11 protein-coding genes and 1 tRNA gene are annotated in these 14,458 nt (G+C 60.9%); 10 read left to right on the forward strand and 2 right to left on the reverse strand.

The window, feature by feature from the left end; all coding sequences use genetic code 11:
* The first annotated feature begins 64 nt into the window (after window positions 1–64).
* From AB3N21_RS17720 to AB3N21_RS17745, 6 genes are all read left to right on the forward strand, one after another.
* Window positions 65–141: transfer RNA gene (locus AB3N21_RS17720), tRNA-Met, on the forward strand.
* A 402-nt stretch (window positions 142–543) separates the two neighbouring features.
* The gene (locus AB3N21_RS17725; RefSeq protein WP_367936463.1) at window positions 544–924 is read left to right on the forward strand and encodes a VOC family protein; all 381 of its coding nucleotides are present in this window, start codon (window positions 544–546) and stop codon (window positions 922–924) included.
* Window positions 925–1,165: 241 nt separating this feature from the next.
* Window positions 1,166–2,215, forward strand: a complete 1,050-nt coding sequence (locus AB3N21_RS17730) for a patatin-like phospholipase family protein (protein ID WP_367936464.1) — start codon at window positions 1,166–1,168, stop codon at window positions 2,213–2,215.
* Window positions 2,216–2,343: 128 nt separating this feature from the next.
* Window positions 2,344–3,357, forward strand: coding sequence for a catalase (locus AB3N21_RS17735; protein WP_367936465.1), 1,014 nt, complete (start codon window positions 2,344–2,346; stop codon window positions 3,355–3,357).
* 4 nt (window positions 3,358–3,361) lie between these two features.
* On the forward strand, window positions 3,362–4,078 hold the full coding sequence (locus AB3N21_RS17740; RefSeq protein WP_171179266.1) for a hypothetical protein: 717 nt from the start codon (window positions 3,362–3,364) through the stop codon (window positions 4,076–4,078).
* Complete coding sequence (locus AB3N21_RS17745; RefSeq protein WP_367936466.1) at window positions 4,075–5,472, forward strand: Dyp-type peroxidase; 1,398 nt, start codon at window positions 4,075–4,077, stop codon at window positions 5,470–5,472. Before AB3N21_RS17740 ends, AB3N21_RS17745 begins: the two co-directional genes overlap by 4 nt.
* Before the next feature lie 25 nt (window positions 5,473–5,497).
* Here AB3N21_RS17745 and AB3N21_RS17750 read toward each other — a convergent pair whose 3' ends face one another.
* Together AB3N21_RS17750 and AB3N21_RS17755 are read right to left on the reverse strand one after the other, a co-directional pair.
* The gene (locus AB3N21_RS17750; RefSeq protein WP_367936467.1) at window positions 5,498–8,683 is read right to left on the reverse strand and encodes an adenylate/guanylate cyclase domain-containing protein; all 3,186 of its coding nucleotides are present in this window, start codon (window positions 8,681–8,683) and stop codon (window positions 5,498–5,500) included.
* A gap of 150 nt (window positions 8,684–8,833) precedes the next feature.
* Window positions 8,834–9,757 (reverse strand): SMP-30/gluconolactonase/LRE family protein, encoded by a 924-nt coding sequence (locus tag AB3N21_RS17755; RefSeq protein ID WP_367936468.1) that lies wholly within the window; start codon window positions 9,755–9,757, stop codon window positions 8,834–8,836.
* Between the two features lie 372 nt (window positions 9,758–10,129).
* Here AB3N21_RS17755 and AB3N21_RS17760 point away from each other — a divergent pair, with 372 nt between their 5' ends.
* From AB3N21_RS17760 to AB3N21_RS17775, 4 genes are all read left to right on the forward strand, one after another.
* Window positions 10,130–10,618: a twin-arginine translocation pathway signal gene (locus AB3N21_RS17760; RefSeq protein WP_367936469.1), complete on the forward strand. Its 489-nt coding sequence runs from the start codon at window positions 10,130–10,132 to the stop codon at window positions 10,616–10,618.
* 5 nt (window positions 10,619–10,623) lie between these two features.
* Window positions 10,624–11,235, forward strand: coding sequence for a ferric reductase (locus AB3N21_RS17765; RefSeq protein ID WP_367936470.1), 612 nt, complete (start codon window positions 10,624–10,626; stop codon window positions 11,233–11,235).
* A 149-nt stretch (window positions 11,236–11,384) separates the two neighbouring features.
* Complete coding sequence (locus tag AB3N21_RS17770; protein WP_367936471.1) at window positions 11,385–13,184, forward strand: RHS repeat domain-containing protein; 1,800 nt, start codon at window positions 11,385–11,387, stop codon at window positions 13,182–13,184.
* Entirely contained in the window at window positions 13,181–14,458 is a 1,278-nt protein-coding gene (locus AB3N21_RS17775; protein WP_367936472.1) for a DUF1598 domain-containing protein, read from the forward strand. Before AB3N21_RS17770 ends, AB3N21_RS17775 begins: the two co-directional genes overlap by 4 nt.

Here is a 14,458-nt window from a genome sequence, read left to right on the forward strand (position 1 = left end):
AGCCAAACAGGCGGTAGACCAACCACGACCTCAAGTAGCGTAAGCGATAGGTCTCATAAAGTGTCGCGGGATGGAGCAGTCCGGTAGCTCGTCAGGCTCATAACCTGAAGGTCGCAGGTTCAAATCCTGCTCCCGCAACCAGCAAGGCCGACCAAAGTGTCGAACAAGCCGCCTTGGGTATTCCAGGACCGCGCGGCACGTGGGGCGCATCAACCATCTATGGCAACCACCAACGTGGTACCGGCATCCTGAACAACGAACTCTATCTCGGGCGATTGGTCTGGAAACGCGCAGCCTAGTTTGTTGGTGCCTCACTTGCCAAACAACGACTTTGGTTCACAGCATGTCAGTTTCGTCAGTGTCCAGACGGCGAGAGATGCTGGACTGCCGAGCGCTGTTCGCATGAGAAATTCCTTAGCTACATGCCATAGCTGTAATTGCATCTGTGTTCACGGCGATCACTAACTGGCCACGTGTTACGGCAGACGATTGAGGGTGGTTTCATATCTGTACGGATAGACTGGACAAAGATACGCTCTGCGCATGAACATCTATGGCTTCGACCACATCGTTCTCTGCGTCCGCGACGTCAACGCAACTCTTGAGTTCTATCGAAACGTGCTCGGCATGACGGCGCGCGAGGAACGCCCCGGCAAGTGGTCCCTTCACTTCGGATCGAGCAAGATCAGCCTTCAGGACGCGCTCACAGCGCCGATGCTTGCAAAAAGGACCGTGCCGGGCAGCGGCAATTTTTGTCTCGTCACCGATACGCCCATTGAGGACGTTGTCGAGAGACTTCGCTCACACGACGTCACCATCGTCGAAGGGCCTGCTGAGAAACTGGGCGCCGTCGGCAAGCTGATGTCGGTGTATTTCCGGGACCCGGACGACAATCTTGTCGAGGTCAGCAACAGGCTGGCCTGAAGGTTTAATTGAGCGTTGGCGCAGAAAGGCTGGTATGAGCAGTTGGCTATCCACGGCTTGCCGAACCACAACACGGATTCGCGGTGAGTGGATCACTGACGACCCGGTTTGACACTGAGATGTCCGGTGTGCCGAACGGCCAACGAGGCCGATGCGTCTACACAGAACCGACCCCGGCACCCTCTTGGAAAACTGTCTTACCAGACGTACCGTCAGAACGGGTAAAAACGGGACATGTCCGATGACGTTTAGGCTGGTTTCCTGCGATGGTGGCGGGATTAGGGGGTATTTGACATGCCTGATCCTGCAAGGTCTTCAGGAGGAAACCCAATTCCTGGACAAGGCGGACGGGTTTGCGGGCACGTCAACCGGTGGTCTGATCGCCGTGGCGCTGGCCGATGGCAGGTCTCAGGGCAAAGACATGACCCGGTTGCTTGACGACCTGATCTCGATCTACCGCGACGAGGCCGACAAGATCTTTCGTGAAAACGAGCGCAGTATCCTGGACAAGGCGTTGGATGAGGTTCTGAGGCGGTTCAAGTTGAACGGCGGCCCCGGCATTACCGCGGCGCAATACAACGCGACAGGGCTGGCCGAGATTGGAGAAACCCTTGTCGAGGATCGCACGGTTGGATCGCTGTCGCCGGATATCGTGTTGGCGGTCAACACGGTCTGCCTGCACCGCAGCGATCAGGTTGGCTGGTCGCCATTCACCGTAACCAATCAGGACTTTGGCGAAGGCCCCTGGCTGGACATGCGTGCGGTCAAGCTCCTGGACGTTGCAATGGCAAGCTCGGCGGCCCCGACCTATTTCCCACCGCATCGCATAGTTGCGAACGGCGTCGACTATGGTTACTTCGCCGATGGCGGTGCGTTTGCCAACAATCCGGTGATGAATGGGATCAACATCGCGATTGCCGCAAAGCAGGCTGCCGGTCTTTTTGATATCGAGGCGCTCTCGATCGGCACCGGGCGGCAACCGACCGATATATCCAAGGAAATGGTCAAGGACCCCGACGATTGGGGCCTGTTGAAATGGTTCGGCGTGACCTCCAACGCACCAAAAGCCGCGCTGCTTGAACTGATGCTGACGACCTCGGCCGAAAATCTGTACTGGATGGCGCGCCGGGTCCTGACGGATCGGTTGGTGCGTTTGAACCCGCCGCTGCCCAAGGTGGTCAGCCTGGCAAAACATGAACCCGGGATCTATGACTTGATGGACGAGGCCTGCCAGGCTGCCAAAAACAGCCGGGATTGGGTGAGCGCCGTCGACATGCTCAATAACTGGTAGCCGCCCTGCAAAATCCGCGCCGGGACCGGGTTTGTGCAAGTTGTGGTGTTTGTTATTGTTGCACCCAAGGCGCGAAAAGTTAATCTATCAATTATTTGCAAAATTGTTCGGACGCGGAGGGGAGGCGTATGGACGACACTGGCATTGCCCAGAAACTGGTTGAGGTTTTGCACCGTCCTGATGGTGATTTGAAGAAACGCCCGGTTCACACCATCGGCATCAGCGCCACCGGGTTTTTCAAGCCTTCACCGATTGCACGAAATTTCTGCATCGCGGATCATTTCCGTGAGGACAAGACAAAGGTCATCGTCCGGTTCTCGAACGGTTCCGGCAGTGCCACGGTGCGCGACGGCTGGTCGGACGTGCGGGGGATGGCGACGCGGTTTCACCTCTCGGACGGCACGGATACCGATCTTATCGCGATGACCCTGCCCGAGTTCTTCTCGCCCACGCCCGAGGATTTCCTCGACTTCGCTGTGGCGGCCAAGCCGAAACCCTACAAGGGTGAATCGCCGTGGCGGAAGGTCCTCAACCTGTTGAACCTGACACTGCCAAAGCGCGACCCTTATCCCGGGGAAACCATCAGCCCGGACGAAGGAGCGATCGAGTTCGCGGATCAGAATGCTCATGCTCAGCTTGGCGTGTTGCAGGCCGCCACCATCGGCGCGCCGGTGAGTTATGTGCGTGCGGCCTACCACGCCGTCCATACCTTCGTCATAACCGCGCCCGACAACACCCGCCGGTGGGTGCGCTTTAGCTGGCAGCCGATTGCAGGTGTTCTCAGGACCGATCCCAATCTGCCGCCGGTCGATGATTATCTGAAAAAAGAGCTCGAGGACCGCCTTGCCGCCGAACCCGCGCGGTTTTCGCTGATGATGGTGATTGGTGAGGTCGGCGATGATTTCAACAACTCGGCGCGCCCATGGCCGCCGCACCGGCAGCGGGTGATGATGGGGACGCTTACGCTTGATGATGTGCCCAAGGATCAGGAAGAGCAGAACGAGAAACTGAGTTTCAACCCGGGCCTACTGACTGAAGGCATCGAAGCCTCGGACGATCCCGTGCTGCATATACGCAGGGAAGTCTACGAGCTTTCCAGCGAGCAGCGCGGCGCCACACCTTGCCCTTTTTCAGGGAGTTAAGACCATGACAAGCCAGGACAGTTGGTTCAATCGGTACGTCAACAGCCTGCCCGACCGGGGGTGGTTCAATTTCCTGTCCCGCTATGTGGTGGTGCCCTATTGGGCCTGGAAAGAGCCCAAGCCCAAGCTGCCGGGCGGGCCGCGGCCATCGCCTCAGCCCAGCGAGAATGTTCAGCGTATGATGAACCTGATCATGCCGCTCAAGGATCCCTCTCCGGCGGGCCGCGCGCGGGCAACGCTGGCCATCGCGCAGAATGTGGATGAGATATTTGCCGGCCTCGACAATGTGGGCACGGTCCACTTCGCGCGGTTCCTTTTGATCGACAACCATATCTGCATGATTTCGGTCTACGACGGCGATTTCAGCAACTACATCCGCGATTTCATCACCACGATTGGCAGCGTGTTCGATGATGTGATGTCGCTGGTTGAGGGCGGCGAGGCGCTGATGCCCACCGAACACAACGTCGAAGAGTTCATCGACTGGGTGCAGGACCATGACCTGTTCCAGGCGCCGGATTTCCCGACGGACCTGTTCGGATTGCAGGACGCGGCCAAGGGCCTGCCGCCCAACAAGCCGCCGCATATGCTGGGGTCGCTGCCGCGCGAACTGATCCTGCAACTGCATGCAAACCCCAACATTTCACTGGGTGGAGGCTATCGCGCGTATCCCGGCGTGTCGGCCGCACAGGTGCGCAGCAAATTCGGAGTGGGCTGGTGACCAAAGCGTTCAATCTTGCCGATATTCAGGGCAACATCCTGCGGGGATACCGCCGTAACCTTGTGCGGCACCTCGTCCTTGAGGTCGCGGACCGCAATGCAGCTCGGCGGTTTCTGTCTGCATCGGTCGATGGCAACAGCGCCGATGTCCCCGCGATCACGCGGGATACGACCTGGCGTGAAAAGCCGCCGGTCTGCTTCAACATCGGCATAACTTTCGAAGGGCTGCGGGCACTGGGCACCCCGTCCGAGCATCTTGAGACCTTCCCGACCGAGTTCGCTCAGGGCATGGCCAAACGCGCGATTAAAATCGGTGACTTCGGGGACAGCGCGCCGGAACACTGGCCAGCCCCGTTTGACAAACCTGAACGCGTGCACATCATCGCCTCGATCCATGCGGACACCGAAGAACCGCTGGATCAGGTCGAGGCTCAGGTGGCCAAGGCCTTTACCGTTCTGGGCGTGCGCAACGGGCGCAACCTGCCAGAGGGCAAGGTGTTTTTCGGCTATGTCGACGGTATCTCGCAGCCGCGGTTCAAGCACGTCATCGACCCCGATCAGGTGGGCGTGGATGAGCCCATAGATCCGCTCGGCACCGCCCTTCTGGGCTATCCCACCCGGCAAGAGGGCGTCCTGTTCCGCGTGCCGACACCGCATGATCTGGGCTTTAACGGATCCTTCAACGCCTTCCGGGTTCTGGCGCAGGATGTGGTCGGGTTCGAAGCCTATCTCGATCAGGCCGCGACCCAGTTGATGGCCCATCCCGACGTGAATCAGCTTGCAGATCCGCACAATCTGGATCGGATCGGCAAGGGGCTGGACATGCACGGCGCCCTGCGCGAGGTCGTGGCGGCACAAATGTGCGGGCGCTGGCGCAACGGGGTGCCATACGAGTTGTCGCCGGACGCGCAATTCCCCGACCCGCCCGTGTCCCTGACCAATTTCAACTACTGGCACGGCTCACGTTGCCCGGCGGGCTCTCATCTGCGGCGCGGCAACCCGCGTGGCGGCCGGATCGTCCAGCGCATCGCAAACTACACGCGGCGGCTAGTGCGACGCGGCATGTCCTACGGCCCGGATTTCGACCCCCGGAACCCCGACGACCGGGAACGCGGGCTGCTCGGCAGTTTTATCGGGGCCAATATCGGCGCGCAGTTCGAGGCGGTCATGTGCGACTGGATCAATCTCGGCTTGCATGATCCGACGATCACCGGCGCAAACGACCCGCTGCTTGGGGCAAACACGCCCGAGACCAGCTGGTTCGACATGTCGCTGCCCGACGGCAAAACGATCCGCCTGCGCGGTTTCCCGCGTCTGATCAAGGCACGCGGCGGGGCCTACACGTTCCTGCCCAGCATCGCCGCCATCAAATATCTGTCGGAACTGACCGACTAAGCGGCACGTCCGACCGCACGATGTGTCAGGCCAGCTCCGCCAGCGCCGCGTCGATGCGTGCAAGCATCGGCGACTGCCCGGCGGTTTCGACAATCAGACGCGCGTCGGTCAGGTGCTGCACGGCCAGCGGCTTTTTCTTCTTGGCCTTGTAGAGAAGGCCCATGATCATGTCGCATCGGGCAATGTAATGGCCCTTGGTGTCGAATTGCGGGTTCTTGCGCACACGCTCGATCAGGGAAATCAGCCGTTTCTCACCAGTCAGCATCACCCGGATAATCGTCCGAAGGTTCCTGAGCAGAACACCGATGGACCCGCCGCCCTCACCCGTGAGAATGGCTAGATGCATTTCACACAGAAACAGCCGGCCCCAGTCGGCGGCAACCTGCGTTCCCTCTTCGTCGCGCCTCCGGATCACGTCCTCGATCTGACGCAACCCTTCCGCGATCTGCCCGTTCATGGCGTAGGCCACGCCCAACATCGTCTCGGGCCCCGCCGTGAACAGGGCCCAACCCTTGGCGCTGCACTCGTCCACATGCCGCTGAACGGTCTCGAGCGCGCCCGGCTTTTCCAGCGGCACAAGCGAGCCAACCCGCGCCGCTTCGGCAATTGCCAGCTCAAACTCGACCCGCGAGGCGTTGCGCGCCTCTTCGGCCATCCTGAGCGCAAGCTCGTGGTCGTCCGTCACCATCGCGATCAGGGCCTTCATCGCGGTGCCATAGCCAAGCGCACGCGGGTCGTTCTTGGACGTGCCAAGGGCGATCATCTGGTCTGCGGTTTCATGCGCCTTGGCAACCCGCCCGCGGGTCAGTTCGTTCCACCCGACAGTGGCCAGAAAGAAGTTCTGAATATAGGCGTCGTCAATGCGTTTCAGAACCGCCTCGATTTCCCGCTTTTTCGCCTCGAACACCTCATTCGCAATGGGCGAATAGTAGATCGAAACCGACAGCTCGTTCACCATGGCATAGGCCTTGGAGGCGGGGTCGCGAAGACGCTCGGCCATGGCTGTCAGTTCCTGCTGGATGCTGTGCGCCGCGTGGTATTTGCCGTTGCACACAAGGCAGGACACGTAGTGATGCAGAAAGAGCGCGTGGTGACGATTGTCACCGACCTGTTCGAGGATTGGCCTGACCTTGTCCGCCAGTTCGATCATCGCCGTGACCCGCAGCGAGATATTCGAACACAGCGCGAAATCCGACAGGAACTCGGCGAACTGCTCTTTCGTCGCGCAGCCGGGGTCGCTTTGATACAGTTCCAGCGCCGAGACAAAGTACCGGTTGGCCTCGTCCAGTGAGTAAATACCAAGAGATTTGGCACCCGCCATCGCGCTATAGGTAAAGGCCAGATCGGTGCGATCCGTGTGGCCATAGTGATACGCCAGGGTTTCCGCGGCTTCCTGAAGACGGTTCGAGTTCCGTATCTCAAGCGCCTGGGCGATCGCCAGATGCAGTTCGGTCCGGCGCGTCGAGACCAGGCTCTGATAGACCGAATCCCGCAACAGGACATGCTTGAAGATATAGTCTGACGAGTTGATTTCGCGGTGCACGATGTCGAGTGTCTGCAGCCTTTCCAGCGCCGCACCGGTATCGTCCGCATTGTCAATCAGCAGGGACAACAGACCCGGGTCGAAACGCCGCCCAATCACGGCCGCGGCCTGCAAAAGCTCCCGGTCTTCGGGATGCAGCCGTTCCGTTCTGGCCGTCAGCAGGCTCTGCATGGTGACCGGAAGACCGCTTTCTCCCAGCTCGGCATCGAAATCCGCAGTACCGGCATCGATCCGCAAGGCGCCCTGATCCAGCAGAAAGCTCAGTATCTCTTCGCCAAACAGCGGATTGCCCCCCGCGCGCTCGGTCAACTGGCGTTTCAGATCATTGGGCAGCAGGTCCACGCCCAGCCGCGTCTGAGCCATATGCGCAATATCGTCCGGCGCCAGCGGTTCAAGCGCGATGGTGGTCACTCTGGAATTGTCCAGCCAATCGGGCACATATTCAGGCCGCCGCGTCTGGATGATCAGCAGATTGTTCTGCTCGCCGCTTTCTATCAGCCTGTGCAGGATGTCTTCGGACGCGCTGTCGATCCAGTGACTGTCCTCGATCAGCAGAATTGTCTTGCCCTGGCTGCACTTGGCCTTCAGCAACGCACGCAAAAGGTCGCGCGTGCGCAGGCCGATCAGAACGCCGTCCAGCCCGTCCAACGCTCCACTCGGCGGTCTCAGACCCAACAGATTCAGCAACAGGCCGAGGTTTTCTTCCGAGTGCAATCCGGAAACCTGCAAACCGGCATCCAACTTGCGCGCCACTTCCGAGGGATCATCCGCATCCCTGATCCGGAACGAGCTGCGCACGATTTCGAGCAGCGGCAGAAACGGAACCTGCTGGCCGTCGGCAAAGCAATGCCCCGTGATGACCGAGGCTTCCTCGGACGGCACCCGTTTGAGAAACTCAAAGACCAGGCGTGTCTTGCCGAGCCCTGGCTCGGCAACCAGATCGATCACCGAAAGCGTGTTCTTGGCCCGCACCAGCGCGGCGGACATCGCCACCAGCTCGCCCTCGCGCCCGACATAGCTGCTGAGCCCGCGTGCGAGCGAGGCGTCAAAGCGCGTGGCGCTGTCGCGGATGGACTGGAGGTTCCACAGCTTCTGCGGCTTGGCCAGACCCTTGATCTGATGCTCGCCGTTAAAGCTCAGCTCGGCGACCCATTCGACCAGCCGCCGCGTCGTGTCGCAAATCAGGCTGCCGCCGGGCGGTGCCAGGCTTTCGATGCGCGAGGCCAGGTTGACCGTGCTGCCCACCGCGGTCGCCGGCCCGTGTTCCCCGGTCACGGCGGCCATCAGGACGGTGCCCGAACTGATGCCGACCCGCATGCTGGGACGCACACCAAACCGGGCTTCGATGTCATCGGCTGCCACCGCAAATGTCGCATGGATCGACAATGCCGCGCGGCATGCGCGCAGCGCGGCGTCCTCCAGCGCTTCGGGTATCCCGAAAAGGGCCATGATGCTGTCGCCGGCAAAGTCGCGCACCGTGCCGCCATGGTCCTCAACGGCGCTTGTCAGCTTCTCATAGACCAGACGGATGAATTCGAGCGCCTTTTCTTCGCCCAGCTCCGAAACAATGGCGGTGTAGCCAACCATATCCGCGAACAGAACTGATACCTGGCGCCGCTCGCCAAGGTTCTCCGGTTGTCGTGCTGTTATGTTGGTGGCTTCCCCCATTTGGGCGGCGAGCTTACAATACGAAATTTCGTCCGGCCACCATGCGCGGACATCCTGCCGCAACGGCACGGAAAAAAGGCAGCCAAAATGTCACGCCGCACACATCCTTGGGTTGAGCGTATGATGACACGCTCCGAATGGGTCCAGACCTCAGGCGGTATATGCCAGCTTCAGCCCCGGGCGCGGCCATCTGGCTTTGTAGATCTTGCCCGTGCTCGACGCCGTGATCCACAGGTCCTGCATGTCGCTGCCGCCAAAGCACATGTTGGTTGTGAAGAGATCGGGGATCTCCACATGCTCGGTCGTGCCATCCAGACTGAAGATGGTGATACCGCCATTGAAGATCGTGCCGACGCAGACGCGGCCACCCTCTTCGACCTTGAGGCTGTCGAGCCACTGATAGCCCGGAAGCGTCTGCACCACGTTCCCCGGCATTCCCGGCATCGGCCCCGGTTTTATCTCTCCCGGCCCGGTGATTTCAATGGCCCAGAGCCGCCCGTAAACCGTGTCGGACACATAGACCGTCTTGCCATCCGGCGACAGCCCGACACCGTTCGGCATCGGGATCGTTGCGGCCTTGATCAGCGTGCTGCCGTCGATGCTCGCATAATAAAGCCCGCCATAGCGCGTGGATTCCTCGTCCTGAATGCCGGTATCGGTGAACCAGAAGCCCCCGGACGTGTCGAAAACGATGTCATCCGGCGCAATTAGGCGCTTTCCTTCGTAGGCGTCGTAAAGAAGCGTAACCTCTCCGGTTTCCAAATCGACCCGGTGCACCGAACCGCCCGTGTAGTGCGGGCGGATCGGGGCAGGGACGGTGATCTGTTCCGGCCCGTAAGGCACGAAGCTGTAAACGCCGCCGTTGTTGCAGACATAGGCCGCGCCATCAGGTCCGATTGCAACGCCATTGGGTCCGCCCGGGATCTCGGCCACCACACTCAGCTTACCGTCGGTTCCAAGGCGCTCCAGCGTCTGGTTCTTGATGTCAACGAACAGCAGCGAGCCGTCATCCATCGCCACGGGACCTTCGGGAAATCCCAGGCCGCTGCACATTTCTTCCAGTTTCAATGACATCCTTTTGCTCCTCTGACCTGCCGGTTTTGGGTTCCGCGCGTGACGGCGGAAGTGGAAGTTCGTGTCTCGACCCGCGCCTGGCAAACGCCAAAGGTTGAGCCTTTCCAGCAGCCTAGTTTCTGATCGCCGGTCGGGCAATGATTTGCAGCTTGCCGGATGACCTTTCCCAGGCCAGCCGGTCCGGCGCAGAAGGAGCATCAGGCGAAATGCGGTCAGCGGTGGTACCTGATCACCACCTTAGACCCGCAAATTGAAGGAACGGCCCAAACAGGTTATTTTAGTCAATCATATACTCGATTTTTGCGCACGCAGGCCTAGCTCCATGATCAAACCGGAAGGCTGGCAACTGCGTGCTGAAAAGGAGAAATCGACATGACCATCCTGCGCCCGACCCGCCGTGAAATGATGGTGCTGACCGCCGCCGCTGCGGCGGCAGGCATCCCGGGTATGAGTATTCCCGCCCGGGCCGCGGGGCTAGCGCCGACCCGGACCATGCGGGGTGGGGCCAACAACTATCGCCCGGGTGCTCCGATTGTGAATCGCATCGGGGGCGGGGGGTTCTGGATGTCGGGGACCGTGCGCCGCGCCGGTGATGGCGCGCCGCTTGCCGGTCAGCGCATCCAGATCTGGGCCCATACGACTGAGGGGCATGAACGTGACGCCCGCAGTCATGGCGCGACGCTTACCAATGCAAACGGCGAGTTCCGCCTCGAGATGCCACAGATTGTTCCGGCTTTTGGTCAGGCGCATGGCCACCTGGCCTATGACAGCGGCGATTTCAAAACCGTGTTTCTGCGCCCGGTAATGGCCAGCTCCAAAGATACCTCGCTCAGCGCACATTTCGTTCTGGAACCCGCCTGAGCCTCATGCGGACGGAAAAAAGCCCGGTGCGGGCCCTGCTGCCCTGGATCGGCCTGACCGTCGCAGTTCTGACGCCCCTCGCGCTGGCGTCCATGAGCCCTCTGCTTCAATGGCGCGGACCGGTCTATATCGCATCCGGCTTCGCAGGCATCCTTGCGATGGGGCTGATGCTGGTCCAGCCGGTTCTGGTCGCAGGATACCTGCCGCGCCTTGGCCCGGTCATCGGCAGACGGGTGCATCGCTATGTCGGCGGTTGTCTGGTTCTGGCCGTCGTGGCGCATGTTGCTGGCCTGTGGATCACCAGCCCGCCGGATGTCATCGACGTGTTGCTGTTCCGGTCGCCTACCCCGTTCTCCGTTTGGGGCGCCCTCGCGATGTGGGCGCTGTTTGCAGCAGCCGGACTGGCCGTTTTGCGCATGCGCGTGCGTGTGCCCTTGCGGTTGTGGCGGCGGGGGCACGTCACACTGACCCTGGTCGCAGTTGGCGGCACAATCGCGCATGTGCTGCTGATCGAAGGGACCATGGAGACCGTGTCCAAAGTCGCTCTGTCTCTCCTGCTGGGTGTCATCGTCGCAAAGGCGGTCCGGGATCTGAAAATCTGGTCGCTGCGTCGATGATATCAGCCGGATCACCGGCGCCAGAGGAGAGACTTCACCCACTCGATCCATCTGAATAGCCAAACCTGCAGGCAACGGGCAGTTCCCCGGCAAACTTGCTGCAACGTCTCGCGGGCAGTACCATCGGGGGCGGAAGCGGAGTGTCATCAATGCGCATGATCACCCGAACTAGGCTTGCGCTCCGGCAGGTGCTGCATCTGGGCACCGCCCTCTGCGTGTTGTGCTTGCCGCCCGGCAACCTTCAGGCAGAGGGGAGCACCGTTCAGACCGATCCGGCCGTATTTGCCGCCCCGGACAGCCCATTTGCGCTGGTTCAGCTTCCCAATGGCGACCGGCTGCATATCGACCGCACGACCGGGCGCGCCACGGGCATCGTTTCCGATGCGCTGGGGGCCAAGACATACGCAACCCGGATGCTCACGATAGACAACGCCGGTATGCGTGGTTTCGCCCGCTATGACGACACCGGACGACTGTTCGAACTCGCGCGGCCCGTCGAAGGATTGGAATCCGCCGAAATCCCGCACGGCACCATGCAGGTCGGTGCCGACCCGACGGGCAGGATCACCCATATTATGGGCTCCGACGGGCAGGCGCTTGTGTTTCACCGAAACGCCGCTGGCCGGTTAACCTCCGTCACGACCCATTGGGGATATCTGGCGCTTGGCCCGCAAGGCTTGCCGCAAGGCGCGTGGATCTATCCCGGCATCCGGGTGCGCCCGTCAACCCCGGGGGTACACATCTTCGAGGCGCCCGTCCTGCCGCGGCCAAACCCGTTGCAATTTATGTCGCTGTCGAACAATGACCGCTTCATCCGGCAGGCCTTCGCACTGATCGACAGCAATCTCAGGAAACTGCCGCCCGAGCGGGCAATCGCTGACTGGGAAACCTACTGGACCTCTGGCCGCTATCTGGTCGAGGACCCCTATTACACCAAAACCATTGCCCCGCTGGGTCCGGCGAGGCCGCTTGAATACTGGGCTTCGGGCGAGCCGTTGAAAGAATACATCGCGCTGCAAGCGACGATGTTCGCAACACTGCAGGCACAGTTCGCCTTTTCATATCTGCAGACCGTCACGCTGCGGACCGTTGGTGGGACAATCGGGTTTCAGGTCGGGCGTATCTTGGCCCGCGATCAATACATGTCTCACGTGTTTTCAGGCGTGCCCGGCATCGCTGATCCCGATCACTTGCGACAGTATTTCGATCGAACCGATGACTTCACCGACCTCGCCTCCAGCATGTGGGCCCTGTCAGTGGTCTGGCGCCGGGCCTTTCGTTACAGTGTTCGCCTTGGCGACGAGCCACCGGTGCCGAGCCGTATCGTGCGGCGACAAAAATCCCCCATTGAAGCCCCCGACCAACCGAACATCCAACAAATCACCGCGAACGACCTCACTTTGGAGAGTGAAGCGGCGGAATTGGTCGATGGACAGCTCTATGCGGTCAACAGAGCCAATTCCGGCCTGTATGTCGCGACGGGAAAGCCCAGTACTCCTAAGCCAAAGATCGTTTCAGGGTCCAACTTTCTGCCGGATATCGAGATCGACGGAATTGCATATCGCCCTGTCGATTTCACCGAAGGGAGATCGCTCTACCGGTCATTCAGTCCTTCTGAACGACTGCTGGCATTCTGGGACAAAGCCTATCCGGACACCAAAGGGATCATCCGTGTGGAAGCCGCAAAATATTTCACAAAGAGACTGATATCACCTCTAAAAGCGGAGGCTGCGGACGGCACCGTGCCAATCACCGGTGCACAACACACGCCAAATCGGACAGCTGAAGCAGGGTTCGTGACCCTGACAAAGCGCGGCGGAGACGGGCGTGGCGGTGTCCGCATCTCTCCGGTTTTCACACCCGGTGAACCCGGCACGACGGCTGGTGTCCGTGCCCTGCTGGGCCAGTGCGATTTCAGCGCAAACGCGTCTTGCGATCTCAAGCCATGACCTGGCGCGCGGTCTGCATATGCGCCTGTCTTGCTGCGGGTTTAGGTGCCCCGGTAAACGCACAGGACACCACCTGCGAGCCGCCCGAGATCAAGCGGCCCGAGATCGACCGCGCCGTATCGCTCAAGGGCCTTGAACGCGAGCTTGTCGAATGCGGTGGCGATGCAGCTTGCACGGCCCCGGGCAGGTCGCTCTATGATCTGACCTCGATTGACGGGTTCGTTGTCGATACACGGGCACAGGACATCATTCTGGTTGGCCACCGGGCCGAGGGCGGTCGCCCGCTCGACCTCGACGATTTCGTGGTGATGCTGCGCAATGCGCTCAACCTCTATGCCAGACGTGAGGGGAACACGATCTGGTACACCGCGCCCGGCGTGTCGATCGATCCGCGTCCCGAGACAATCGCGCGTCTGCAAGAGCTCGACCAGCTCACCGGCGGGCTTGAAGACTACGCAGACGAATGGCCCGAGTTCTGCGAGGTGCCGCAGGATGTGCGCATCCTCGGAGTACCCGAAAGCCGCGCGGCGGCAATCATGCTCGAGGCCGATTACAAGATGAAGCGTTTCGTCAACGGTCAGGTCGCAATCGCCTTGCCGGGATACGCATCGCTGTCGGATCTGTCCCTCGAGGCCGCGCGGAACGCCGCGCAGTCCGACGAGGCTGAGCACGCAATCGGCGGACTGACACGGTTCTGGTTCTCGGCAGGTACCCACAGTGTGACGGCTGATGACGACGTCATCATGCTGGAGACCGCCAATGTCGTGCTGCTCGATGAGGCCGAGTTCCTGACCCGTGAAGGCGAAGTTGTCGCCGCGGCTGAGCCCAACGACCTCGCCCGCGAGTTTTCCTGCGCCTTCTCACGCAACTACCGCGCCATCGCGGCGGAGCCTGAGCACGCCGTTTATGCCGACCTCCAAGAAATCTTCCGCTGGGCCGCGCTCGCGCGGTTGATGGTCGACAGGGATGCCTTCGGCGCCGCCGGGTTTCGCCCGCGCTGGCTGATCGAAGATTATTCCGTGACCCCGCAATCCTTACCCGCAACCCTGGACGGGATTTCCGAAATTCGGCGCTGGCCGGAAAAGGACGACCCGGAATACGGGCAAAGCCGGGTCCGCCTCGTGCTGCCAAGCTGCGGCGGTGTCGCGGTTGACCACTCCGGGCTGCACGCCAGTGTACTGCCGGACCTCTCTGGCCGGCTTGCCCATATGGGTCAGATCGTGACCTTTTATCGTGACACGCTGACCCAGGTGTTCTGGGACGTGTTCCTCTGA

Origin of the sequence: Ruegeria sp. (assembly GCF_040830605.1) — a bacterium.
Lineage (GTDB): Bacteria > Pseudomonadota > Alphaproteobacteria > Rhodobacterales > Rhodobacteraceae > Ruegeria.